The 24,688-nt window shown below is 61.6% G+C and carries 26 protein-coding genes; 8 read left to right on the forward strand and 18 right to left on the reverse strand.

Annotation, left to right across the window (positions count from 1 at the left end):
• Positions 1 to 63 precede the first annotated feature (63 nt).
• The 9 genes from phnC to phnG all read right to left on the reverse strand — a co-directional run bounded on the left by phnC (position 64) and on the right by phnG (position 7,020).
• Positions 64 to 918 carry a phosphonate ABC transporter ATP-binding protein gene (phnC, locus tag C7U61_RS00675; protein WP_106996231.1) on the reverse strand — a complete coding sequence of 285 codons (855 nt, stop codon included), beginning with the start codon at positions 916 to 918 and terminating at the stop codon, positions 64 to 66.
• Between the two features lie 198 nt (positions 919 to 1,116).
• Complete coding sequence (locus C7U61_RS00680; protein ID WP_106996232.1) at positions 1,117 to 1,698, reverse strand: pyridoxamine 5'-phosphate oxidase family protein; 582 nt, start codon at positions 1,696 to 1,698, stop codon at positions 1,117 to 1,119.
• A gap of 94 nt (positions 1,699 to 1,792) precedes the next feature.
• Positions 1,793 to 2,410 carry a DapH/DapD/GlmU-related protein gene (locus C7U61_RS00685; protein WP_106996233.1) on the reverse strand — a complete coding sequence of 206 codons (618 nt, stop codon included), beginning with the start codon at positions 2,408 to 2,410 and terminating at the stop codon, positions 1,793 to 1,795.
• The gene (phnL, locus tag C7U61_RS00690; RefSeq protein WP_106996234.1) at positions 2,407 to 3,114 is read right to left on the reverse strand and encodes a phosphonate C-P lyase system protein PhnL; all 708 of its coding nucleotides are present in this window, start codon (positions 3,112 to 3,114) and stop codon (positions 2,407 to 2,409) included. Before phnL ends, C7U61_RS00685 begins: the two co-directional genes overlap by 4 nt.
• A 9-nt stretch (positions 3,115 to 3,123) precedes the next feature.
• Positions 3,124 to 3,900 (reverse strand): phosphonate C-P lyase system protein PhnK, encoded by a 777-nt coding sequence (gene phnK / locus C7U61_RS00695; protein ID WP_106996235.1) that lies wholly within the window; start codon positions 3,898 to 3,900, stop codon positions 3,124 to 3,126.
• Positions 3,897 to 4,808, reverse strand: a complete 912-nt coding sequence (locus tag C7U61_RS00700) for an alpha-D-ribose 1-methylphosphonate 5-phosphate C-P-lyase PhnJ (RefSeq protein ID WP_106996236.1) — start codon at positions 4,806 to 4,808, stop codon at positions 3,897 to 3,899. The genes phnK and C7U61_RS00700 overlap by 4 nt, the downstream gene beginning before the upstream one ends.
• Entirely contained in the window at positions 4,805 to 5,914 is a 1,110-nt protein-coding gene (locus C7U61_RS00705; protein WP_106996237.1) for a carbon-phosphorus lyase complex subunit PhnI, read from the reverse strand. Before C7U61_RS00705 ends, C7U61_RS00700 begins: the two co-directional genes overlap by 4 nt.
• A 3-nt stretch (positions 5,915 to 5,917) precedes the next feature.
• Positions 5,918 to 6,544, reverse strand: coding sequence for a phosphonate C-P lyase system protein PhnH (gene phnH, locus C7U61_RS00710; RefSeq protein ID WP_106996238.1), 627 nt, complete (start codon positions 6,542 to 6,544; stop codon positions 5,918 to 5,920).
• Positions 6,544 to 7,020, reverse strand: coding sequence for a phosphonate C-P lyase system protein PhnG (gene phnG, locus C7U61_RS00715; RefSeq protein ID WP_106996239.1), 477 nt, complete (start codon positions 7,018 to 7,020; stop codon positions 6,544 to 6,546). The genes phnH and phnG overlap by 1 nt, the downstream gene beginning before the upstream one ends.
• Before the next feature lie 101 nt (positions 7,021 to 7,121).
• On the opposite strand from phnG, the gene phnF reads away from it, so the two are divergent.
• Positions 7,122 to 7,856 (forward strand): phosphonate metabolism transcriptional regulator PhnF, encoded by a 735-nt coding sequence (phnF, locus tag C7U61_RS00720; protein WP_106996240.1) that lies wholly within the window; start codon positions 7,122 to 7,124, stop codon positions 7,854 to 7,856.
• A 7-nt stretch (positions 7,857 to 7,863) separates the two neighbouring features.
• Here the strand turns inward: phnF and C7U61_RS00725 are convergent, their stop codons facing one another.
• From C7U61_RS00725 to C7U61_RS00765, 9 genes are all read right to left on the reverse strand, one after another.
• On the reverse strand, positions 7,864 to 8,160 hold the full coding sequence (locus tag C7U61_RS00725; RefSeq protein ID WP_106996241.1) for a type II toxin-antitoxin system RelE/ParE family toxin: 297 nt from the start codon (positions 8,158 to 8,160) through the stop codon (positions 7,864 to 7,866).
• Complete coding sequence (locus tag C7U61_RS00730; RefSeq protein WP_106996242.1) at positions 8,157 to 8,447, reverse strand: hypothetical protein; 291 nt, start codon at positions 8,445 to 8,447, stop codon at positions 8,157 to 8,159. Before C7U61_RS00730 ends, C7U61_RS00725 begins: the two co-directional genes overlap by 4 nt.
• Positions 8,448 to 8,648: 201 nt before the next feature.
• Positions 8,649 to 9,284 (reverse strand): 2,3-bisphosphoglycerate-dependent phosphoglycerate mutase, encoded by a 636-nt coding sequence (locus tag C7U61_RS00735; RefSeq protein WP_106996243.1) that lies wholly within the window; start codon positions 9,282 to 9,284, stop codon positions 8,649 to 8,651.
• 121 nt (positions 9,285 to 9,405) lie between these two features.
• Positions 9,406 to 10,230 (reverse strand): 4-hydroxy-tetrahydrodipicolinate reductase, encoded by an 825-nt coding sequence (gene dapB, locus C7U61_RS00740; RefSeq protein ID WP_106996244.1) that lies wholly within the window; start codon positions 10,228 to 10,230, stop codon positions 9,406 to 9,408.
• Positions 10,231 to 10,244: 14 nt separating this feature from the next.
• A complete protein-coding gene (locus C7U61_RS00745; RefSeq protein WP_106996245.1) occupies positions 10,245 to 12,038 on the reverse strand; it encodes an ABC transporter ATP-binding protein in 1,794 nt (597 codons plus the stop codon).
• A gap of 212 nt (positions 12,039 to 12,250) precedes the next feature.
• Entirely contained in the window at positions 12,251 to 13,273 is a 1,023-nt protein-coding gene (locus tag C7U61_RS00750) for a glucokinase (protein ID WP_106996246.1), read from the reverse strand.
• 34 nt (positions 13,274 to 13,307) lie between these two features.
• Positions 13,308 to 13,688: a methylglyoxal synthase gene (locus C7U61_RS00755; RefSeq protein WP_106996247.1), complete on the reverse strand. Its 381-nt coding sequence runs from the start codon at positions 13,686 to 13,688 to the stop codon at positions 13,308 to 13,310.
• Between the two features lie 98 nt (positions 13,689 to 13,786).
• Positions 13,787 to 14,821, reverse strand: coding sequence for a penicillin-insensitive murein endopeptidase (gene mepA, locus C7U61_RS00760; RefSeq protein WP_106996248.1), 1,035 nt, complete (start codon positions 14,819 to 14,821; stop codon positions 13,787 to 13,789).
• A gap of 138 nt (positions 14,822 to 14,959) precedes the next feature.
• Positions 14,960 to 15,529 (reverse strand): isochorismatase family protein, encoded by a 570-nt coding sequence (locus C7U61_RS00765; protein WP_106996885.1) that lies wholly within the window; start codon positions 15,527 to 15,529, stop codon positions 14,960 to 14,962.
• A 36-nt stretch (positions 15,530 to 15,565) separates the two neighbouring features.
• Between C7U61_RS00765 and C7U61_RS00770 the strand changes: the two genes are divergently transcribed.
• The 7 genes from C7U61_RS00770 to pncB all read left to right on the forward strand — a co-directional run bounded on the left by C7U61_RS00770 (position 15,566) and on the right by pncB (position 24,668).
• Positions 15,566 to 16,201, forward strand: coding sequence for a TetR/AcrR family transcriptional regulator (locus C7U61_RS00770; RefSeq protein ID WP_106996249.1), 636 nt, complete (start codon positions 15,566 to 15,568; stop codon positions 16,199 to 16,201).
• 109 nt (positions 16,202 to 16,310) lie between these two features.
• A complete protein-coding gene (locus C7U61_RS00775) occupies positions 16,311 to 18,164 on the forward strand; it encodes an extracellular solute-binding protein (RefSeq protein WP_106996250.1) in 1,854 nt (617 codons plus the stop codon).
• 171 nt (positions 18,165 to 18,335) lie between these two features.
• Positions 18,336 to 19,427 (forward strand): microcin C ABC transporter permease YejB, encoded by a 1,092-nt coding sequence (locus C7U61_RS00780; RefSeq protein WP_106996251.1) that lies wholly within the window; start codon positions 18,336 to 18,338, stop codon positions 19,425 to 19,427.
• On the forward strand, positions 19,427 to 20,581 hold the full coding sequence (locus C7U61_RS00785; protein WP_106996252.1) for an ABC transporter permease: 1,155 nt from the start codon (positions 19,427 to 19,429) through the stop codon (positions 20,579 to 20,581). Before C7U61_RS00780 ends, C7U61_RS00785 begins: the two co-directional genes overlap by 1 nt.
• Positions 20,578 to 22,215, forward strand: coding sequence for an ABC transporter ATP-binding protein (locus tag C7U61_RS00790; RefSeq protein WP_106996253.1), 1,638 nt, complete (start codon positions 20,578 to 20,580; stop codon positions 22,213 to 22,215). Before C7U61_RS00785 ends, C7U61_RS00790 begins: the two co-directional genes overlap by 4 nt.
• An 11-nt stretch (positions 22,216 to 22,226) precedes the next feature.
• Positions 22,227 to 23,186, forward strand: coding sequence for a glyoxylate/hydroxypyruvate reductase A (locus tag C7U61_RS00795; protein ID WP_106996254.1), 960 nt, complete (start codon positions 22,227 to 22,229; stop codon positions 23,184 to 23,186).
• A gap of 177 nt (positions 23,187 to 23,363) precedes the next feature.
• Positions 23,364 to 24,668 (forward strand): nicotinate phosphoribosyltransferase, encoded by a 1,305-nt coding sequence (gene pncB / locus C7U61_RS00800; RefSeq protein ID WP_106996255.1) that lies wholly within the window; start codon positions 23,364 to 23,366, stop codon positions 24,666 to 24,668.
• Positions 24,669 to 24,688 lie beyond the last annotated feature (20 nt).

The following is a 24,688-nucleotide window of genomic DNA, read 5'->3' on the forward strand; positions in this document are numbered from 1 at the left end:
ATGTCTTCGGTCTGATAGAAGAAATGCGCCCTTGACGCGGGCCTTCGATCCCGGCCGTCTCTCTTAGAGACCGGCCAGTGCCAGCGGTTGCGGGCCGGCAGATTCAGTCGCCGCGGCTTGCACGGCCGGATCGGCAATGTTGATGGATGTCGACGTCATGGTCTCGTCGATGCCGGCGCCGTCCTTGTCGGTGCCGTAGATTTCCTTGACGGCGGCAGCCGTCAGATCGGTCGGTTTGCCGTCGAAGACGACCTTGCCGGCCGCCATGCCGACGATGCGTTCGCAGTAGTTGCGGGCCGTATCCAGCGTATGCAGGTTGGTGATGACGGTGATGCCTTCGCGCTCGTTGATATCCCGCAACGCATCCATGACGATCTTGGCATTCAGCGGATCGAGCGAGGCGATCGGCTCGTCGGCCAGCATCATCTTCGGCTGCTGCATGAGCGCCCGGGCGATGGCGACGCGCTGCTGCTGGCCGCCGGAAAGCGTGCCGGCCATCTGCAAGGCCGTCTGCTCGATACCGAGGCGTTCGAGCGCAGCGATGGCTTCGATGCGTTCCTCGCGCGTGAAGACGGACAGCAGGCTCAGAACCGTCGATCGATGGTTGAGGCGGCCAAGCATGACGTTGGTGAGCACGTCGAGGCGCGGCACGAGGTTGAACTGCTGGAAGATCATGGCGCAATCGCGCTGCCAGCTGCGCAATGCGCGGCCGCTGAGCTTCGAGACCTCGGTGCCGGCGAAATGGATGGAACCGGAACTCGGATCGGCGAGGCGGTTGATCATGCGCAGCAGTGTGGACTTGCCGGCGCCGGAGCGGCCGATAACGCCGACCATCTGCCCCTGCGGTATGTCCAAAGTCACGGAATCGACAGCGAGCTTGTTTCCAAACCGGCGCGAGACATTCCTGAGTTCGAACATAGTGCTTCCCTTTCGCGGCTGCCGGGCTGCAGAAATTTCAGCGGTACCGGTGCTAAGAATGGGCGCGTGCCCCCTGCCTCGAAGGGAGTTTCGACGGGGTTGGGCGCCAATTACAAGGCAACCGATTAGTCCCGCTTCATGAAGCTCCAATGTCAGTTTTATGTAACTGCTGTTACAATTCCGGTCGTTTTTGCAAGATTAGCCGGCTGACGGCTTTGGTTGAGTTTGGTCGTCAAACATGCCGGTCGGCAGGCCGTCGATGCTGAAGCTGTTCTTCTCGCGCCGGTATTCCTCGATACCATCAGGCCCCTTGGCTTCGGCCCATTGGTCGAGGCTCGGCCTCTCGCCTTCATAGGTGAAGAGCGGCACGCCGAAACCGCAGGAGGTCTGCACGAGATCGAAATCCAGCCGTACGATCTGCCGTGCGCCGAGCGGCTCTTCGCGCGCGTAGTATTCCTGCAGCAATTCGCGATATTCGGGGCTCGAGCGATGGATGATCCGGCCGCGGCCATAGAGGCGCAGGATCATTGGCGGCCCCTCGACGGCGCAGAACATGATCGTCAGCCGCCCATCCGCCTTCATATGAGCGGAGGTCTCGTTGCCGCTGCCGGTGCGGTCGAGATAGATGGCGGTGTTCGGGGAAATGATCCGAAGGCACAGTGTTTCGCGCGGCGAAACATTGACCCGGGACTCTCCCGTGGCCGATGCCGTGAAGAAGATGTGCTGCCGCGCGATGAAATCTCGCAGCCGGTCGTCGAGGCTGGAAAACTGCTTTGCCATGAAGAACTCCTCCCGATCCGGGTATTAGAAGGACCACCTGAAAGCTGGATCCCCCGTCGGTGCCTTACAAGTCCGGTTCGGGCGGAAACGGTTCTCAGGCGCCGTAACGATCCAAAAAATCTTCCGCAGACAGGGCGCGGAAGTCGGCAAGCGCGGTGCGCAGGCGCTCGTGATCCCAATCCCACCACGAGAGTTGGTCCATGCGCGCGCCGACCTCGGGCGTGAAGCGCTCGCGGATCAGCCTGGCTGGCACGCCGCCGACGATCGTATAAGGCGCGACGTCCTTAGAGACGACCGCGCCGGCTCCGATCACGGCGCCGTTGCCGACCGTCACCCCCGGCAAGATGGTGGCCCCGTGGCCGATCCAGACATCATGGCCGATGACGACGCGATGATCGCGCCGCCAGGTGAAGAAATCGGTCTCCATATCGGCGTCCGGCCAGTAGTCGGCGGCGCGATAGGTGAAATGGTGCAGCGTGGCCCGCCATGTCGGATGGTTAGTGGCATTGATGCGCACCGCGGCGGCGATGTTGACGAACTTGCCGATCGTCGCGCACCAGACTGCGCCATCCTGCATGATGTAGGAATAGTCGCCGATCTCGGCCTCATCGATGCGGCAGCGGTCGGAGACTTCCGTATAGCGGCCGAGCGTCGAATTGCTGACGCTCGCAGAGGGGCTGATGAAGGGCGTTTCGCCCAGTTTGCGGCTCATGCGGCGGCCTTCCGCGGCGAGAACTGCGAAACGTCGAGAATGCGGCTGCCGACCGCCTCGCGGACCTCTTCGTCATGGAAAATGCCGAGCAGTGCGACGCCGGCTTCCTTCTTCTGCTCGATCATGTCGACGACGACGGCCCGGTTGCGGGCATCGAGCGACGCTGTCGGCTCGTCGAGCAGCAGGATGGCATGGTCGGTGATGAAGCCGCGGGCGATGTTGACACGCTGTTGCTCGCCGCCCGAGAAGGTGGCGGGCGGCAATTGCCAGAGTTCCTTCGGCAGGTTCAGCTGCGCCAGGAGCTCGGCTGCCCTGTCTCGGGCCTCGTTCACGGCCACGCCGCGGGCCAGCAACGGTTCGGCAACGACATCGATGGCGGCAACGCGCGGCACGGTACGCAGGAACTGGCTGACATAGCCCATGGTCTGACGGCGGACATCGAGCACGGTGCGCGGATCGGCAGTACCGAGATCGACGATCCTGTCCTTGTGGGTAATCAGGATCTGGCCGCTATCGACGGCATAGTTGCCATAGATCATCTTCAGCAGCGAACTCTTGCCGATGCCGGACGGGCCGCCAAGCACGACGCATTCGCCCGCGGCGACGGAGAAGGAGACATCGGCGACGACGGGCAGGCGGATGCCGTCACGCAGATGCATGGTGAAGCTCTTGAAGACTTCAGAAACGACGAGTGGGGTTGCCATGTTTGTTCCTCAGACCTGCAGGATCGAAGAGACCAGCAGTTGCGTATAGGGTTCGCGCGGGTCGTCGAGCACGCGGTCGGTCAGGCCGTGTTCGATCACCTGGCCGTCCTTCATCACCATCATGCGATGCGAGAGGAGACGGGCAACCGCAAGATCGTGGGTGACGATGATCGCCGAAAGGCCGAGATCGTTGACGAGGCCGCGAACGAGGTCGAGCAGGCGGGCCTGCACGGACACGTCGAGACCGCCGGTCGGTTCGTCCATGAAGACGAGGCGGGGACCGGTCACCAGATTGCGGGCGATCTGCAGGCGCTGGCGCATGCCGCCGGAGAAGGCGCGCGGCTGGTCGTCGATGCGGTCGGCATCGATCTCGACCCGCTCCAGCCAGTCGATGGCGGTGGTGCGGATGTTGCCATAATGGCGGTTGCCGATCGCCATCAGCCGTTCACCGACATTTGCGCCGGCCGAGACCGTCATTCGCAGGCCGTCGGCCGGGTTCTGATGCACGAAGCCCCAGTCGGTGCGCATCAGGAAACGGCGCTCGGCCTCGTTCATGCGGAACAGATCGCGATAGGTTTCGTCGCGCATGTGGTATTCGACGCTGCCCGTCGTCGGCAGCAGCCGCGTCGAGATGCAGTTGAGCAGCGTCGTCTTGCCGGAGCCGGATTCGCCAACGATGGCGAGAACTTCGCCGGGCCAGAGCTCGAAGGACACATCGCGGCAGCCGATGCGGCTGCCGTAGAACTTCGAGACGTCCTTGACCTTGAGAAGGGGTGAGTCACTCATTCGGCGGCCTCCTTGCTACCGGACAGTCCATCTGGCGCCAGCCCATTTGACGCCAGCATTGGGCCGGCATGGCCGTGGGCGCGACGATCCTCGCAGAAATCGGTATCGGAGCAGACGAACATGCGTCCGCCCTTGTCGTCGAGGATCACCTCGTCGAGATAGACTTGCTCGGCACCACAGAGAGCGCAGGGCTTGTCGAAGCGCTGCACCTCGAATGGATGATCCTCGAAATCGAGGCTGACGACCTCGGTATATGGCGGCACGGCATAGATGCGCTTTTCACGGCCGGCGCCGAACAATTGCAGCGCGTCCGACAGATGCATTTTCGGATTGTCGAACTTCGGCGTCGGCGAGGGGTCCATGACGTAACGGCCGGCGACCTTGACGGGATAGGCGTAGGTCGTGGCGATGCGGCCGTTGCGGGCGATATCCTCATAGAGCTTCACATGCATGAGGCCGTATTCCTCGAGCGCGTGCATCTTGCGCGTCTCGGTCTCGCGCGGCTCCAGAAAGCGCAACGGTTCCGGGATCGGCACCTGGTAGACGAGCACCTGGTTCGGGCCGAGCTTGGCCTCGGGAATGCGGTGGCGCGTCTGGATGATCGTCGCCTCGTCCGTGCGGGTGGTGACGGCGACATTGGCAACCTTCTGGAAGAAGGCACGGATGGAGACGGCATTCGTCGTGTCGTCCGCCCCCTGGTCGATGACCTTCAGCACGTCCTGCGGACCGATGATCGATGCGGTTACCTGCACGCCGCCCGTGCCCCAGCCGTATGGCATCGGCATTTCTCGGGAAGCGAAGGGCACCTGATAGCCGGGGATGGCGATCGCCTTGAGGATGGCGCGGCGGATCATGCGCTTGGTCTGCTCGTCGAGATAAGCGAAGTTGTAGGTGGCGAGTTCGGTCATTCGGCTGCCTCCGTCATGGGCTCCATGCCGCGGTCGCGAGCGGCCTCGAATTCGCGGCGCATGCGCCGCACCAGGTCGAGCTCGGCCTGGAAGTCGACATAATGCGGCAGCTTCAGATGTTCGACGAAGCCGGTCGCCTGCACGTTGTCGGAGTGGGAGATGACGAATTCCTCGTCCTGAGCCGGCGCAACGATGTCTTCGCCGAGTTCCTCGGCCCGCAGAGCACGGTCGACCAGCGACATAGCCATAGCCTTGCGCTCGCTCTGCCCGAAGACCAGGCCATAGCCGCGGGTGAACTGCGGCGGTGCCTTGGGCGAACCCTTGAACTGGTTGACCATCTGGCATTCGGTCACCTGAATGCGGCCGAGCGAGATGGCAAAGCCGAGTTCCGGCACATCGAATTCGACCTCAACTTCGCCGATACGGATTTCGCCGGTGAAGGGGTGGGTGCGGCCGTAACCGCGCTGGGTCGAATAACCGAGTGCCAGCAGGAAGCCTTCGTCGCCGCGGGCGAGCGCCTGCAGGCGAAGATCTCGGGTCATCGGAAATTCCAACGGTTCGCGCGTGAGGTCGCCGATCTCATGATCGACCGGCATGGTACCGTCACCCTCGATCAAGCCTTCCTGATCGAGGATTTCCGAGACACGCATGACGCGGCCATCTTCCGCCGGCCGCTGCATCGGCTCGTCGACAGGTTCATCCGTCAGGAGGCTCGGGTCGAGCAGGCGGTGCGTGTAATCGAAGGTCGGGCCGAGAAGCTGGCCGCCCGGCAAATCCTTATAGGTCGCAGAGATGCGGCGCTCGATCTTCATGGCCGCCGTGTCGAGCGGCTGGGAATAGCCGAAGCGCGGCAGGGTCGTGCGATAGGCTCTGAGCAGGAAGATCGCTTCGATCATGTCGCCACGCGCCTGGCGAACGGCGAGCGCGGCGAGCGTGCGGTCGTAAAGCGAGGCTTCGGCCATCACCCGGTCTACCGCAAGCGCGAGCTGCGCCACGATCTGGTCGATGCCGATGGCCGGCAGCGACCGGTCGCCGCGGCGGCGGTCGGCCAGCAGCCGGTGAGCATTGGCGATGGCGGCTTCGCCGCCCTTAACGGCAACATACATATGTTACATCTCCGTCGCAGTGATCTTGGTGGTGCGCGGCAGGCAGAGGAATTGCCGGCCCGCCGTCAGGATGAGATCGACGCCGCGCGGGAAAAGAGCGCGATTATCGTTCCAGATGCGCAGCAGCGCATCCGGCAAACCGATCGGAGCGATCATGGCGATGTCCTTGATGCCCGGGCCGGAAAGCGCCAGGTCCTTGCCGCCTTCCAGGCTTTCGATCTCAAGCACGATCGTTGTCGAGCGGTCCGGATATTCCTGGGTGCCGACGCCGAACTGACTGGAGGAGGAAAGCGCCATGCCAGCTTCGACAAAGGCAAAATGTGCCTCCAGCCGCTCGGATATGATCGGTGCGCCGGTATGGAATGCGAGCCATTCCGGCAGGCTCGATCGCGCGAGGCTATTGGAGAGCCAGACTGGCGTGTCGTGATCGCAAAGAGTGAGGCCGATGGCGCCGGCAGCGATGCCGAGCGGAGCGGGCGGCGCGATGTCGCTGGTAATAGTCTGCAGCGTCCCTGGGCGCGCCATGGCGTCCATCGTCATCTTGAAGACACTCTGGGCATCGAAAACCGGATCGGTAAAGCCGCCGGTGAGGGCCTCATTACCGAAGGTCGGGGTGCTGGAAAGGCTCATCAATCTTCTCCGCGAACCATGGTGAAGAAATCGACGCGGGTCGCCGCCGTCTCTTCCGCGCGCTTGCGATCATAGCTTTCGATACGTTCGGTCACCGGCTGCAGGATCGCCTTTTCGACGAACTCCTTCGTGGCCGATTGCTGCCAAAGCGCATCGAAGATGGCCGAAAGCCGAGCCTTTTCCCGATCCGTGCCAAGCGCGTGCGCATGGCCGATTGTGTTGGATGCCAGCCGGACGGTAGCGCGTGTTACCGTGACTTCGCCGAGGTTAAAGGGGGAACCGCCACCACCGATGCGGCCGCGCACCATGACGAGCCCGGTCTCGGGGCCGCGCACCGGCTGCACCGCCGGCTTGCTCGGCAATGCTTCCCAGGCCGCCTCTAGCTCGTCGCGTTCCGCCTGCGCCAAAAGGTCGGCAACGCGCTTGCGTTCCCGACGCTCCTGTGCGGCCGCTTCCTGCCTTTGTGCTGAATTCATCTCGTCACCTTCTAAATGTCTATTGATATAGACAACCATACAAGATAGTCTTATATCTATTAGCGAGTCATGACAAGCGTGTGACAGGGCGAGTGGGCGAAATGGCAGGGCACAAGATTCAGAGGCAGACGGGCGTGGCGCTCTGGCGGCAGCTCGCCGATCGCATTCGCACGTCAATCAATCACGGCGATTTCGACGAGACGGGCATGGTGCCGCCGGAAACGGTGCTGGCGCTGCAGTTCGGCGTCAACAGGCACACGATCAGAAGCGCGCTCGCGGCATTGGCGCAGGAAGGCATCGTCCGGGCCGTGCAGGGGCGGGGGACGCTGATCGAGCGCAAGGAGCGGTTGAGCTTCCCGATTTCAAGGCGCACGCGATTTTCGCAAGGGATCGGCGATCAGGTGCGTGAGACCCGCAGCGTGCTGCTTGCATCGGGAGAAGAGGCCGCCAGCGCCGAATTGGCCAGGCAGCTAAAGATCAGGACCGGCACGCCGCTGATAAGGCTCGAAACGCTGGGTCAGGCGGATCATCGGCCTGTATCGCGCGCCACCAGCTGGTTTCCGGCGGATCGTTTCGGCGATATCCCGGAGGTCTATCGGACGACCGGTTCGATCACCAAGGCATTCAAGGAGCTTGGCGTTCCTGATTACGTCCGCGTCGTCACCGAGATTACCGCGACGCATGCCGACGAAGGCGATCTCGCCGATCTGCAGCTATCCCCTGGCGCCATTGTTCTCGTCGCCCAGGCGGTGAATGCGGATCTCGACAATGTCCCGGTGCAATACTCGATTTCCCGCTTCGCCGCCGACAGGGTGCGCTTTACCGTCGAGAATTGAGGCCGAGCTACGAAGTCGGCTGAAAATCGTTCGGCGGCCATTGCTGTGCGGCATGCAGGATGCGAATTATGCGCACCGTCTCGCCGGCGACGTCATAAACCAGCAAATAGTTTCTATGCACGACGAGTTCTCGCGTCCCGGACACGCGGCCGGGTCGGCCCGTCATTGGATGGGTGATGAGCTGTTTCGACCGTTTGGCGAAGAGTTCGTCTAGCGCGATTGCTGCGGAGGCATTCTCGGCCTCGAGGTAGATATAGATGGCGCGTCGATCAGCTCTTGCTTCGGGAGTCCAGGCAAGTTTCACGAAGAACGCCCGCTGAGTTTGCGGCGTGTTTCTTCTCGTAACGCGGCGAATTCAGCGTCTATGTTGTCGTCAGGAATGAGATCGCCGGCGTTGGCTGAGGCAAGACCGGCCTGCACCTGCTGGCGAAACCACATGTCATAGTCAGCGGCATCCTGCTGGCGCCGTACATAATCGCGCATGAAAGCCCGGAGCAACTGCGCACCGGTTTGATCATGCGCTTTCGCAGCCTCGCTGAAAGCTGCTTTCAGCTCTTCTTCAACTCGGAAGGTAAATGTCGCGTCCGTCATATCCGGCCTTTGTGTTACGCACGTAGTATAATGTAACACATTCCGATAAGGCTGCCACCGCTCATATCGCCTGCTGGGCATGAGGAGTGAAGACGGGTTCTCTATCAATCAAGATTGCGTAGTTCATACGAGGTAGTCCCCTCTCCCCGCTTGCGGGGAGAGGGCTAGGGTGAGGGGCTTTCCAGCCCAAATAGATTGCGCTCAATGCGCGCCGGACATGTCGCCGAGGACTTCCTTCGAGGCGACGGTGGAATCGGCCTTGAGCTTGTAGACCATCGGTACGCCGGTCGCGAGGTTGAGCTCCAGGATCTGCGCCTTGCTCAGGCGATCGAGAACCATGACGAGCGAGCGCAGCGAATTGCCGTGGGCGGCGACAAGCACGTTCTGGCCGGCGAGCACGCGCGGCAGGATTTCCGTCAGGTAGTAGGGCCAGACGCGGGCGCCGGTGTCGCGCAGGCTTTCGCCGCCGGGCGGAGGAACGTCGTAGGAGCGGCGCCAGATGTGGACCTGCTCCTCGCCCCACTTGGCGCGGGCGTCATCCTTGTTGAGGCCGGAGAGATCGCCATAGTCGCGCTCGTTCAGCGCCTGATCCCGGATGGTTTCGAGGCCGGGCTGGCCGATTTCATCGAGGATGATTTTCAGCGTGTGCTGGGCGCGCGTCAGGGCCGAGGTGAAGGCGATGTCGTACTTGATGCCGTAATCGGCCAGAGCCTTGCCGCCGGTCTTTGCTTCTTCGACGCCAAGCGCCGTCAGATCGGGGTCCTTCCAGCCGGTAAAGAGATTCTTCAAATTCCAGTCGCTCTGGCCATGACGAACGAGGACGAGAGTACCGCTCATAAAATTTCTCCTTGATAGGGCAATTCCAGGAAAGGTGCGTAGCGGTTTTCCGTCCGGAATTGCGAGACAATAAAAGGCTGGAGCGGATCGGCAGGTCGCTGCCGACCCGCTCCGGGAGGGATCAACGCGTGGAGAGCCCGAGAACATCGAGCATGGAGTAAAGGCCAGGTTTCTTGTCGCGCGCCCAGAGCGCGGCCTGCAGTGCGCCGCGGGCAAACAGCGACCGGTCGCCGGCATTGTGCGACAGCGTCAGCCGCTCGCTTTCACTGGCGAAGATCACAGAGTGATCGCCGACCACGCCGCCGCCGCGCAGGGTCGCAAAGCCGATCGTGCCCGCCGGGCGTGCCCCCGTATGGCCGTCGCGCACGCGCACGGAATTGTCGTTGAGATCGATGCCGCGACCCTTCGCCGCCGCCTGGCCGAGCAGCAGCGCGGTGCCCGAGGGCGCGTCGACTTTGTGGCGGTGATGCATCTCCAGCACCTCGATATCCCAGTCGTTCGAAGGGAGCGCGCGTGCCGCCTGTTCGACGAGCACGCTCAAGAGGTTGATGCCGAGGCCCATATTGCCCGATTTGACGATGCGGGCATGGCGCGCGGCGGCCTTGAACTTGGCTTCGTCCTCATCCGAGCATCCGGTCGTGCCGACGATGTGGACGATACGCGCCTGGGCAGCGAGACCGGCAAAGGTGACGCTGGTTGCCGGCGTCGTGAAATCGATGACGCCTTCGGCGTGGAGGAAAGCGGCCAGCGGATCGTCGGTGACGGCAACGCCGATCGGTCCGAGCCCGGCGATCTCGCCGGCGTCCTTGCCGATGAAGGCGGAGCCGGGACGGGCAACGGCCGCGTGCAGGGTTACTCCATCGGTTGCATGAATGATGCGGATGAGAGTCTGTCCCATGCGGCCCGCCGCGCCAACCACCACCAGCTTCATCGCATCGTCGCTCATGTCGTCTCTATCGTCTATTTGCGGGAATTGCTTGAAATCGCCGGTAGCTGCAGGTTGTTGAGCCGAGCGTAGAGACCATTATCGGCCGTCGCAAGCGTCTCATGGTTGCCCTCTTCGACAACACGGCCGTTCTGCATGACGACGATCTTCTCGGCGCGGACAACCGTCGACAGGCGGTGCGCGATGACGACGACCGTGCGGCCGCTCATCGCCTCTTCCAGCGCCTTCTGGACAGCGGCTTCGGATTCCGTGTCGAGCGCCGAAGTCGCTTCGTCCAGAAGCAGGATCGGCGCATTGCGCACCAGCGCGCGGGCGATCGACAGCCGCTGGCGCTGGCCGCCGGACAGCGTCACGCCGTTTTCCCCGACCGGTGTGTCATAGCCCATCGGCTGCGCCTCGATGAAATCATGCGCATAGGCAAGGCGCGCCGCTTCCTCGATCTCGGCATCGGTCGCATTCGGGCGGCCGTAGCGGATATTGTCGCGGATCGTGCCCTCGAAGAGATAGGGCTGCTGCGAAACATAGGCGAGCTGTTGCCGCAGCGATTGTTTCGTCACATGCGCGATATCCTGCCCGTCGATGAAGATGCTGCCGGCCTTGGGGTCGTAGAAGCGCGGAATGAGATTGATGACGGTGGACTTGCCGGCGCCGGAAGGCCCGACAAGCGCGGTCGTCTGCCCGCCCTCGGCCGTGAAATTGACACCGGACAGGACAGATTCGTCGCCGTAGGCGAAATGCACGTCGCGGAACTCGATGCGAGCCTCGGTCACCTTGAGCGGCTTGGCATCCGGCAGGTCGCGCTGGCGCGGTTCCATGTCCAGCAGCTCGTAGATCATCCGCGCATTGACGACCGCGCGCTCCAGCTGCACCTGCAGCTTGGCAAGGCGGCGGGCCGGATCATAGGCAAGCAGCAGCGAGGTGGCGAAGGAGAAGAATACACCCGGCGAGACATTGTCGTAGATCGACCGATAGGCGGCATAGGCAAAGAGGCTGGCGATCGCGAAGCCGGCGACGGTCTCGATCAGTGGACCGTTACGTTCGGAAAGACGGGCGATGCGGTTCTGCCGGTGCTCGGCTGCCGTGATCAGCTTGTTGATCTTGCGCTCGAGCTCCTCTTCCATCGTGAAGGCCTTGACGATGGAAACGCCTTGAATGGTCTCCTGCATCGCGCCGAGCACATGGCTGTTCAGGACCACCGCATCGCGTGTGGCCGCGCGCAAGCGCTTGGAAATATAACGCAGCGCCAAGAAGAGCGGCGGCGCGATGACGACGAAAGCGATGCTGAGCACCGGATCCTGGAAGACCATGACGCACAGGAGGGCGATGAAGGTCAGAAGGTCGCGCGCGGTCGACGTGATCGTCAGGTTCATGACGTCGCGGATGCCCGAGACGTTCTGGCTGATGCGGGCAGCGAGCTGCGCGGAGCGGGCTTCGTTGAAAAAGCCGACCGACAGCGTCATCAGATGCGAGTAAAGGCGGCGCTGGTAGCGGGCGATGATGTTATTGCCGATCTTCGACAGGATGACCGACTGGAAATATCCGGCAAAGCCGCGCACCACGAAGACAAGGAAGATGCTGAAGCAGATTTTCCAGGCATCGACGATATCGCGGGCGATGAAGGCGCTGTCGATGACCGATTTGACGATGTAGCCGATGTAAGCAGTCGAAAGCGCAACGAGGATCAGGCAGGTAATCGCGATGGCGTAGCCGCGAATATGATCGCGGCCGTTCTCGGCGATAATACGCTTCAGCATGCCGGTTATGGCGTCGCTGTCGACGTTTTTGCTTTTCGGGTCAGGCAATTTCAATAATCGGCTTCCTGTCTTGAATCAAGCGAGCCGCAGCTGGCACATGCTTCCGCGGCTCTATTAAAGAGTTAGCATGGCTTTGGCTAGACATGCCTTGCCGTGCTGGTTAAGGCCGATCACGGAGCCAGGCCCATCATAGAAGAAGGCGGCCCCTTCAAAAAGATGGATGCGCCGGGTGTTTCGGCGCGCCATGGGCTGTTTTTGGCGAGCGGTCAACGCCGCCAGCGACGGCCTTCTGTCGCAAGACCGAAGCTCGTGGGTTTGCGGGCATAAGCCGCAAGTCCGGAAAGGGCGGCCAGCGGATTGACGACCACGTGGGTCGGGATCGTCTTCATCATTTCCGTGTGGGGTGCCTTGTCCTCGAAGGCGGCGCGGAATTCCGGCTTCTGCAGCGCCGGCAGGATCTTCTGCGGAATGCCGCCGGAAAGATAGACGCCGCCCCGCGCCATGAAGATCATGGCGATATCGCCGGCGACGCGGCCGAGATAGGTGACGAACAGCGTCAGCGTCTCTTCGGCCTGCCTGTTAGTGCCGGCGAGTGCATGATTGGTGATGTCGGCCGGTTCCTTGAGGCTCGGCTCGATGCCGTCGGCAGCGCACATGGCGTGATAGAGGTTCTGCAGACCACGGCCGCAGATCACCTGCTCGGCCGAGATGCGGCCTTCGATCGGCTCCAGATGCGGCCAGATCTGCAGGTCGCGTTCCGTGCGCGGTCCGAGATCGATATGCCCGCCTTCGCCGGGCACGGGCACCCATTGATGCTGAGTATGGACCAGGGCGCCGACGCCAAGTCCGGTGCCCGGCCCGAGCACGGCGCGCGATGCGGTCATGTTTCCAGATGCTTGGCCGATGGTCTGGCGATGCTCGTCGGAAATCTCGGCGATTGCCAGTGCCTGCGCCTCGAAATCGTTGATGACGAGCACGTCCTCGATGCCGAGATTGGCGATCATCGTCTTCGGACGGATCACCCAGTCGCAATTGGTGAGCGGAATCTCGTCGCCCTGCACGGGGCCTGCCATGGCGAGAATTGCCGAGCGGGGCCGGACCTTGCTGTTTTCGAGGGCGAGCTTGATCGCATCGTCGATCGTGGCGAAATTCGCCGTCTGCACGACCGGGAAGTGCTCCTGCTCGGAGTCCGCATCGGCAAGGATCGAGAAGCGTGCATTGGTGCCGCCGATATCGCCGATCAGGATTGGGAAAGGCAGGGGGGTATCGCTGTGATTGAGCTCGGGCATGGCCAGGTCCGTGGTCTGCCGCCGGCAAGGCGGATTAATGGTTTAGTGTTTTGATCAGCCGCTCGGCAGTGGATTCGTTGAGCGCCATCGGAATGTCGTAGAGAACGGCAAGCCGCGTCAATGCCTTCACGTCGACGTCGTGCGGCATGGGGGTGAGGGGATCGATGAAGAAGACGAGCATGTCGATCTCGCCGGTGGCGATGAGCGCGCCGATCTGCTGGTCGCCGCCGAGCGGCCCGCTTTTCAAGCGGGTGACCTTGAGGTCCGGACAGGCATCCAGCACGCGGCCGCCCGTTGTGCCCGTGGCGACGATGTTCCAATCGGCAAGGGCCGCCTGATTGCGCCGTGCGAACTCCGCCATCGCGTCTTTCTTCTGATCATGCGCGATCAATGCGATGCATTTGCTGCCGGCCATGAATCCTTGCTCCGCACGATGTTTTCAATCGATTTATCCGCCTTCTATACCAAGGGGGCGCATTTTGAAAGACGCCTCCGGCAAGGACGGTCCCGGACCTATTGCTGCGGAATCTGGCCGGGCGGCGTATTCCCAGAAACCGGCATCGCGTCGGTCTCGGCCGAAACGCCGGCAGCTTTGGCGCCGGATGCAGCCGGGCGTGCGGACGCAATCGAAGGTGCCGCCAATACGGCCTGGCAGGCCTTGGGCAGATCGGCGACCATGACTTCGCGGGGCTTGACCGGCGGCTTGGTGCCGGGCTTCGGCTTGGCCCAGGGCTCAGGCCCGAACCACCAGGCGAGCGACTTGTCGCAGCCATCGCCGGCTGCGACCGGCGCCTGCCCCGTGCAGCCGATGGAGCCGGCGGGGCAGCGAAGGCGGATATGGAAATGCGAATCGTGCCCATATTCCGGCCGCAGCTTGCCGAGATTGCTCCGGTCGCCCGTCCAGGTTTCGCACATCTTCTTCTTGATGGCCGGGTTGACGAAGATGCGTTCGACTTCGGGATAGCTCGCCGCCCGCATGAGCAGGCGGGCATGCGCCGGCGTCCAGACCTTGTCATTGATCGTCAGGAACTTGTCCTTGGCGAGCATGGTGGTGAAGGGCAGGGCTTCGCGTTCTTCCGCCGTCATCTTCCGTCGCGGCATCGGCGTCAGCCAGACGTCGGCGTCGAGGCCGATCTGGTGCGAGGCGTGACCGTTGACCATCGGGCCGCCGCGCGGCTGCGAGATATCGCCGACGAGCAGACCCGGCCAGCCGTCGTTCTTGGCTGCATCGCGCGACAGCCGCTCCAGGAGGCTGATCATCTCCGGTCGTCCCCAGCGGCGATTGCGCGACAGGCGCATGGCCTGCCAAGTCGGGCCGTCGGCCGGCAGCGCGACGGCGCCCGCAAGGCAGCCTTTGGCATAGAAGCCGATCGATTGCGGCGGTCCCTGCGTCGGCAGCGTCACGGCGCCGAAGACCGCCTTTGCACTTCCGGGCGAAGGTGCGGCCTGCTGCGCCAGCGCATCGCCGGCGACAACGCCCATCCCGAACGAGGTTGCGAGGGAAAGTTTGCCGATCGTTCGAAAGGCGCGAGCCAGAAGCGAAGCCATGCATATCCTTGAAGGCGGTCGGCCCATGCCGAAGTGATTTGCTGCGAGATTATCCTGAAACGGGATGGAAGTGAATTCGCGGCAATCGCAGGTGGCTACCGGCCGCCTTTCCTCGCATGGACCTTTGCCTCGGCCGGATCAGTTCGCGAGAATTTCCGCCGTCTTGCGGATGCGCGATAGCCTCGGCAGCACTTTCGTGCAGGCGAAATCCTGCATCTCCTGCGAAAGGGTCGTTACGGCATCTTCGGCAACAATGACGGCGTAATTTGCCGCATGGGCATCGCGCACGGTGCCTTCCACCCCGAAATTGGTGGCGACGCCCGTCAGGATCAGCGTTTTGATGCCGCGGCGGCGCAGCTGCAGATCGAGTTCCGTGCCATAGAAGGCGCTCCACTGATGTTTGACGATGGCGACATCCGGTGTCAGCGCCGCTATGTCAGCGGGAGCTTCCAGCGCGGCGGGCGGCAAGCCTCCGGGGGGAAGCGGGAAGCTTTCGTCGGTCGGCTGATTGACAGCATCGATATAGTTTGCCGAAAATCCGAAGGTGACAAACACAGTCGTCCCGCCATCGGCTTTCAGCCTGTTTGCGATGGCGACCGTATTGGCAACGATCTGCTGGGCGGAGTAGGGCGCAAGCGGGCGATTGAGAACAAGGTTTTGCAGATCGATGGAAACAAGAGCGGTGGTCTTGGGATCGTAAAGTGACATCTGGAGGCTCTGAGAAAACATGAGGGTATCCTCACAATGCAAAATATGAGGGCCACCTCACAAAAATCAAGTGAAGAATTGAAGACGCGCGCACCGAAGCGGCAGCGGGGCCACGATCGCGTTGCCGTTCTGCTCGAAGCGGCGGCAAAGGTCTTTGCGCGCAGGGGTTACGATGCGGCAACGATGACGGAGATCGCCGCGGAAGCGCATTCGTCGATCGGCTCGCTCTATCAGTTCTTTCCGACAAAGCCCCTGCTCGCCGAGGCGCTGCATATCGATCGCCTGGAGCGGCTCAAGGCGGAGCTTCGCGGCCTGGCGGAGCGGAGCGCCGGCCTTTCCGCCGCCGGCAGCGGCGAGGCAATCTTCGACGCGCTCGGCGCTTTCATCGAGCAATATCCGGAGTTTCCCGTGCTAGCCGGACGCCGCGATATTCCTAGGGAGCGCAAGGCGCGCTCGCGCGCGGAGTTGAGAGAGCTGATCGCCGCCTTTCTGCACAAGGCTCATCCACCGATCGAGGATGATATCATGCTGATGGCGGGCATCGTGCTCGAATTGCTGCGTATTGCTGTCGTCGTTTCCAGCGACCCGGATGCCGCCGAGGACCGGCGCGTCTTCGCAGAACTGCGGCTGATGCTGCGCAAACGTCTTGAGGATGCTACCGCAAAAGACTGACCCCCGGGATATGGTCTTTAGCCCGTCGGAAAGAGATCAATTGTTGCGTCCTGCTTTTTGCCCTCATTTACCGTATGCTGATTCTTCAGACATCATCAGGAGATCATGAATGGCATTGTCGCGGTTGAAAGCAGGCTTGGTCGTTTCTCTTTTTTGCCTGCTGGCAATGCCTTTATCCTCGCAAGCCGAAGAGCCGCAATTCCGCATCGGCACGGCCATCCTCGGCGACCTGAAATACCAGCCCGGCTTCAAGCATTTCGATTACGTCAATCCGGATGCGCCGAAGGGCGGTGAGGTGAAGCTGTCAAGCAACGGCACCTTCGATACTCTCAATCCGGTACTGTATAAGGGCAACCCCGTTGCGGGGATAAGTTCCCTGGGTGCGGGTCTTGTCTTTGACAGCCTGCTGAAGTCGGCTGATGACGAGGTTTCCTCCTCCTACGGATTGCTCGCTGAGGGCGTTTCCTATCCGGAGGATATTTCCAGTGCTACATTCCGCCTGCGGCCCGAAGCCAAATGGGCAGACGGACAGCCAGTTATGCCCGAGGATGTCGTCTTCAGTTTCGACAAGGCGAAGGAACTCAATCCACTCTTCACCAGCTATTACAGCCATGTGACGCGCGCCGAGAAGACCGGCGATCGCGACGTGACCTTCTATTTCGACGAGAAGAACAATCGTGAACTACCGTCGATTCTCGGCCAGTTTCCGATCGTGCCGAAGCACTGGTGGGAAGGTATGGGGCCGGACGGTAAACCGCGCGATATCTCTCGCACCACGCTCGAGCCTGTCATGGGATCTGGACCGTACAAGATCGTTTCTGTCTCGCCCGGTTCCACCATCCGATACGAATTGCGCGACGACTATTGGGGCAAGGGCCTGCCCGTCAACGTCGGCTTGAACAATTTAAAGACGATCTCCTACACCTACTTCGCCGACAATGATGTGGAGTTCGAGGCCTTTCGAGGCGGCACCATCGACTATTGGCAGGATAATGTCGCAAGCCGCTGGGTCACCGGCTATGATTTCCCAGCTGCCAAGGACGGCCGCATCAAGCGCGAGGAAGTGCCCAATCCGTTGCGTGCCACCGGCGTCATGCAGGCGTTGGTGCCCAATATGCGCCGCGATCAGTTCAAGGACGAGCGTGTTCGCGAGGCATTGAACTATGCGTTCGATTTCGAAGAGCTGAACCGCACCATCGCCTTCAACCAGTACAGTCGCGTCAATAGCTTCTTTTTCGGCACGAAGCTCGCTTCGTCGGGCCTGCCGGAAGGTAAAGAACTCAGCGTTCTCAATGAAGTGAAGGACAGGGTCCCGGCTGAAGTCTTCACGACGCCTTATACCAACCCGGTCGGCGGCGATCAGCAGAAGGCCCGCGACAATCTTCGTAAGGCGCTCGATCTGTTCAAGCAGGCGGGATATGTTCTGAAGGGCAACCAAATGGTGAATGCTCAGACGGGCAAGCCCTTTTCGATCGAGATTCTGCTCGGCAGTCCCTTCGTCGAGAAATGGGTTCTGCCCTATGCCCAGAATTTGAAGAAAATCGGCGTCAACGCGACCGTTCGTACGGTCGATTCATCGCAATATATCAATCGTGTTCAGAATTTCGACTATGACATGATCTGGACCGTTTGGGCGCAAACATTGAATCCCGGCAACGAGCAGATTGATTTCTGGGGATCTGCCTCCGCCAATCGCAAGGGTTCGCGCAATTTCGCCGGCATTTCGGATCCAGGCGTCGATGCTCTCGTCAACAAGGTCATTTTCGCCAAGGACGTCGAGGAGAAGGACGCCACCGCCAAGGCGCTCGACCGTGTATTGCTCGCCCATCACTACGTGGTTCCCCTCTTTTACACGACCAGCTTCCACATTGCTTACTGGGACAAGTTCGAGCATCCAGCTCAGCTGCCCGAATATTCCATCGGCTTTCCCGATGTCTGGTGGTCCAAAAGCGCCGGAAAGTGAGCCTCTCTTGCAATGAGGGCCTTGCTGGCTCCAAATGCTCAAGGCTGATTCGCGTAGTTTCAAGCTGATATGATTGCGCCGGCCTGCATCCGGCGGAAGGGAATGTGATTTGATCGACGGACGGATTGAGGCGAGTGGGACTATATCGCCCTTCGAGGGAGCGGCGGGCTGATGGGCGCCTATATCCTGCGACGCCTCCTGCTGATGATCCCGACCATCGTCGGCATCATGGCGATTTCCTTCACCATCGTGCAGTTCGCGCCGGGCGGCCCGGTCGAGCAGGTCATCGCGCAGCTGACCGGACAGGGCGACAATGCCAATGGCCGTCTGTCCGGCGGCACCGACATGCTGGCCCAGCAATCCTTCGACGACAGCAGCTCGAAATATCGCGGCGCGCAGGGGCTCGATCCCGAGCTGATTGCCAAGCTCGACAAGCAGTTCGGCTTCGACAAGCCGCCGCTTGAGCGTTTCGGCCAGATGATGTGGAACTATATTCGCTTCGATTTCGGCGAGAGCTTCTTCCGCAACACGACGGTCATCGATCTCATCGCCCAGAAGCTGCCGGTGTCGATCTCGCTCGGCATCTGGATCCTGATCTTCTCCTACGCCATTTCCATTCCGCTCGGCATCCGCAAGGCCGTGCAGGACGGATCGACCTTCGATGTCTGGACCTCGGGCGTCATCATCGTCGGCTATGCGGTCCCGAGCTTCCTGTTCGGCATCATGCTGATCGTGCTCTTTGCCGGCGGCTCCTTCTTCGACTGGTTTCCGCTGCGCGGCCTCGTCTCGGACAATTTCGCCGATTTGAGCTGGTGGCAGAAGATCCTCGATTATCTCTGGCATCTGGTGCTGCCGCTGATTTCGCTGTCGCTCGCCGCCTTCGCCACGACGACGCTGCTCACGAAGAATTCCTTCATCGAGGAGATCAAGAAGCAATATGTCATCACTGCCCGCGCCAAGGGTCTTTCCGAGCGGCGCGTGCTCTATGGCCATGTCTTCCGCAACGCCATGCTCATCGTCATTGCCGGCTTTCCCGGCGCCTTCATCTCCGCCTTCTTCACCGGTTCGCTACTGATCGAGAATATCTTCTCGCTCGATGGCCTTGGCCGTCTCAGCTATCTCTCCGTCGTCCAGCGCGACTATCCGGTGGTCTTTGCCACGCTCTTCATCTTTTCGCTGCTCGGCCTCGTCGTCAGCCTCGTCTCCGACCTGATCTACACCTGGATCGATCCGCGCATCGATTTCGAGCGGAGGGACGTGTGATGGACGCAGCCAGCCAACAAGCGGTTCCGGCAACGGTGAAGCCGCCGCGCAAGGGGCTCTTTTCGCCGACCAATGTGCGCCGCTGGGAGAATTTCAGGGCAAACCGCCGCGGCTACTGGTCTCTCTGGATCTTTCTGGTCCTATTCGTCCTCAGCCTCGGCGCCGAATTCATCGTCAATGACCGGCCGATCCTCGTCTCCTACCAGGGCGAGATCCTGATGCCGGTCTTCGTCGATTATCCCGAGGAGAAGTTCGGCGGCTTCCTGGCGCAGACGGATTATCGCGCCCAGGATATCCAGGATGAGATCAATGCCCATGGCTGGATGATCTGGCCCCCGATCCACTATTCCTATCAGACCGCCAACTCCAATCTGCCCAAAGGGATGTCGGCGCCGACGCCGCCTTTCTGGGCGATGAGCAAGGAGACGCGCTGCTCGGGCTATCCCGGCGGTGTTGCCGATCCGAATTGCAACTGGAGCAATTTCAATTGGCTAGGCACCGACGATCAGGCGCGAGACGTGCTCGCCCGCCTGATCTACGGCTTCCGCATCTCGGTGCTGTTCGGTCTGGCGCTCACCATCTGCTCGGCCGTCGTCGGCGTCTGCGCCGGTGCGATTCAAGGCTATTTCGGTGGCTGGACCGATCTTCTGATGCAGCGTTTCATCGAGATCTGGTCGTCCATGCCGGTGCTCTATATCCTGCTGATCATCGCTTCGGTGCTGCCGCCCGGTTTCTTCATCCTGCTCGGCATATTGCTGCTCTTTTCCTGGGTCGGCCTCGTCGGTGTCGTGCGCGCCGAATTCCTGCGGGCGCGCAATTTCGAATATGTGCGCGCAGCCCGCGCACTCGGCGTCAACAACCGCACCATCATGTATCGCCACCTGCTGCCGAACGCCATGGTCGCGACGCTGACCTTCGTTCCCTTTATCCTGTCGGGCTCGATCACCACCCTGACCTCGCTGGATTTCTTAGGCTTCGGTATGCCGCCCGGCTCGCCGTCGCTGGGCGAGATGATCGCCCAGGGCAAATCCAATCTGCAGGCTCCGTGGCTGGGACTTTCGGCCTTCTTCACCATGTCGATCATGCTGTCGCTGCTGATTTTCATCGGCGAGGCCGTGCGCGACGCCTTCGATCCGAGGAAGACGTTCCGATGAGCGAAAATTCCACTCCGCTGCTGTCAGTCCGCAATCTCTCCGTCGCCTTTCATCAGGGCGGGCAGACCTCGATCGCCGTCGATGGCGTCTCCTTTGATATCCGCAAGGGCGAGGTCTTGGCGCTGGTCGGCGAATCCGGCTCCGGCAAATCGGTTTCGGCCAATTCTATCCTGAAGCTGTTGCCCTATCCGTCCGCAAGCCACCCCTGCGGCGAAATCCTGTTCAAGGGCAAGGACCTGCTCAAGGCATCGGACAATGAGTTGCGCGCCGTGCGCGGCAACGACATCACGATGATCTTTCAGGAGCCGATGACGTCCCTTAATCCGCTCCACACCATCGAGCGGCAGATCAGCGAGATTCTGGCGCTGCACCAAGGCATGGTGGGCGAGGCCGCGCGCATCCGCACGCTGGAGCTCCTGAACCAGGTCGGCATCCGCGAGCCGGAAAAGCGGCTCAAGGCCTATCCGCATGAGCTGTCTGGCGGCCAGCGCCAGCGCGTGATGATCGCCATGGCGCTTGCCAATCGCCCGGAACTCCTGATCGCCGACGAGCCGACGACCGCGCTCGACGTTACCGTGCAGGCGCAGATCCTCGAGCTGCTGCGCGAGCTCAAAGGTGCGCACGGCATGTCGATGCTGTTCATCACCCACGATCTCGGCATCGTCCGCAAGTTCGCAGACCGCGTCTGCGTGATGACCAAGGGCAAGATCGTCGAGACCGGCACCGTGGAGGACGTCTTCACCCGGCCGCAGCATGACTATACCCGCCATCTGCTGGCGGCCGAGCCGCGCGGCGAGCCGCCGGCAGGCGATGCGAACAAGCCCGTGGTCATGGAAGGCAGCGACATTCGCGTCTGGTTCCCGATCAAGGCCGGCTTCATGCGCAAGGTCGTCGATCATGTGAAGGCGGTCGATGGGATCGATCTGAAGCTCCGCGCCGGCCAGACGCTGGGCGTGGTCGGCGAATCGGGCTCAGGCAAGACGACGCTCGGCCTGGCGCTCGCCCGGCTCATTTCGTCTAAGGGGCGCATCGCCTTTGTCGGCAAGGATATAGCCGGCTATTCGTTCCGCGAAATGCGGCCGCTGCGCAACCAGCTGCAGGTGGTCTTCCAGGATCCCTATGGTTCGCTGAGCCCGCGCATGTCGGTGGGCGAGATCATTGCCGAAGGGCTCAAGGTGCATGAGCGCTCGCTTTCGGCCGATGAGCGCGACAAGCGCGTCTGCTGGGCGCTGGAGGAAGTGGGTCTCGATCCTTCCACCCGTTGGCGCTTCCCGCATGAATTCTCTGGCGGCCAGCGCCAGCGCATCGCCATTGCCCGCGCCATGGTGCTGAAGCCGCGCTTCGTCATGCTCGACGAGCCCACTTCGGCGCTCGACATGAGCGTGCAGGCGCAGGTGGTCGATCTCCTGCGAGACCTGCAGCAGAAGCACGATCTTGCCTATCTCTTCATCAGCCACGATCTGAAGGTGGTGAAGGCGCTCGCCAACGAGCTGATCGTCATGCGCTTCGGCAAGGTCGTCGAGCAGGGCGCGTCCGCCGATATCTTTCGGGCGCCGAAAGAGGACTACACCAGGGCGCTCCTCGCTGCCGCGTTCAATATCGAGGCGGTGCCGACCGCCGCCATCCAGCAATAGAGACCACCGCCATGCCGGCCAAGAGCCCCGTTCTCGTCGATCTCAAATTCGATTCCGCATCCGTTGCCAAGGCGCTCGAAACGGCCTTTGCCGATCGCGGCAGCATCAATCTGGCCGATCCTGCCAGTAAGGGTGCGGATCTCACCCATGTCGACTACGCGCTTCTATGGAAGCCGGACGCCGATCTTTTCGAGCGTGCGCCCAATCTAAAGGTGATCTTCTCGGGCGGCGCCGGCGTCGATTCGATGATGTCGATTGCCGGCCTTCCCGACATTCCGATGGTCCGCTTCGTCGATCGCAGCCTGACTGTACGCATGAGCGAATGGGTCGTGATGCAATGCCTGATGCATCTGCGCGATGCGCAGGGGCATTTTAGGAATCAGCGCCAGCACATATGGGCGCCGCAGCATGGTCCGGAAGCCGCTGACGTCACCGTCGGCGTCATGGGTCTCGGTGTTCTCGGCTGCGATGCCGCCGCGAAATTGAAGGTCATGGGCTTCAACGTCATTGGCTGGTCTCGCAGCAAGAAAGAGATCGATAGCATGGAAACCTTTGATGCCGGTGGGCTCGATGCGTTCCTAGGGCGCACGGACATCCTCGTCGGCCTGCTTCCGCTGACGCCGGAGACGGCCGGAATTTACAACGCCTCCCTCTTTTCCAAGCTGCATCGCAATGGTGCTTTGGGCAAGCCGGTCTTCATCAATGCCGGCCGCGGCAAGAGCCAGGTCGCGGCCGATATTGCTTCGGCAGTTCGCAACGGCATTCTCGGCGGCGCCTCCCTCGATGTCTTCGCCGTCGAGCCTCTGGCTGCGGACGATCCGCTCTGGGACCTGGAAAATGTCATCATCACGCCGCATGATTCCGCTGTATCGGAGGAAAAGGCACTGATGCGCCATGTCGAGGAGCAGATCGCTCGCTTCGAACGCGGTGAGCCGCTGCAGCATCTGGTAGATCGGAGCCGGGGTTACTAAGTCGATCTTCGGGTGACGGTGGTCGGGGGCCGTCGCAAATGCTACCCATTGGCCCTGGTATCAATTTTCTTTCAGCGACTGGACTTTCGCTCAACATTTTTTGATAACAAGGCGCTACAACCGCATCTCGGTACGAAAGCCGGCGGCGAGCATGACAGGAGACGGGGCAGGAACGACATGACCAAGACGGATATCGCCACCCGCGTCTATAACCATACCTGGAAGCTCGATCCGATCATCCGCAGCCTGATCGATACGGATTTCTACAAGCTTCTGATGCTGCAGATGATCTGGAAGCTCTATCCAGATGTCGACGCCACTTTCTCGCTCATCAACCGCACCAAAAGCGTTCGCCTTGCCGAGGTGATCGACGAAAAGGAACTGCGCGAGCAGCTCGATCACGCCCGCACGCTCCGCCTCTCCAAGAAGGAGGTGATCTGGCTCGCGGGTAACACTTTCTATGGACGCGCCCAGATATTCGAGCCGGAATTCCTCGCCTGGCTGTCGAATTTCCAGCTGCCGGAATACGAACTCTCGAAGCGCGACGGCCAATATATTCTCGACTTCCACGGCTCGTGGAAGGAAACGACGATGTGGGAAATCCCCGCGCTCGCCATCATCAACGAGCTTCGCTCGCGCGCGGCGCTGAAGGCGCTCGGTCCCTTCACGCTCGATGTGCTCTATGCCCGCGCCAAGGCCAAGATGTGGGAAAAGGTGGAGCGGCTTCGCGAGCTGCCGGACTTGCGCATTTCGGATTTCGGCACCCGCCGGCGCCACAGCTTTCTCTGGCAGCGTTGGTGCGTCGAAGCGCTGAAGGAAGGCGTGCCCCACGCCTTCACCGGCACGAGCAACGTGCTGCTCGCCATGGATTCCGATCTCGAAGCGGTCGGCACCAATGCCCATGAGCTGCCGATGGTCGCCGCAGCGCTTGCGAAAAACGATGAAGAACTCGGTAAGGCGCCCTACAAGGTGCTGCGCGACTGGAACCGCCTCTATGGCGGCAACCTGCTCGTGGTGCTGCCCGATGCCTTCGGCACGGCTTCCTTCCTGCGCAACGCGCCGGAATGGGTGGCCGACTGGACCGGCTTCCGCCCCGACAGCGCCCCGCCCATTGAAGGCGGCGAGAAGATCATCGACTGGTGGAAGAAGATGGGCCGCGATCCACGCCAGAAGCTGCTGATCTTCTCCGACGGGCTCGATGTCGATGCCATCATCGATACCTACAAGCATTTCGACGGCCGTGTGCGCATGAGCTTCGGCTGGGGCACCAATCTCACCAATGATTTCGCCGGCTGCGCGCCGACCGAGCTCAAGGGTCTCAATCCCATATCCATCGTCTGCAAGGTCATCGAGGCAAACGGCCGGCCGGCCGTGAAGCTCTCGGACAATCCCCAGAAGGCGACGGGGGAACCTGCGGAAGTCGAGCGCTACCTCAAGTTCTTCGGCGCGGAGGATCGCGTCGATCAGGCCGTATTGGTTTAGGACTATCTTGCGGAAGCGCA

This window comes from Rhizobium sp. JAB6, from assembly GCF_003024605.1.
GTDB lineage: Bacteria > Pseudomonadota > Alphaproteobacteria > Rhizobiales > Rhizobiaceae > Rhizobium.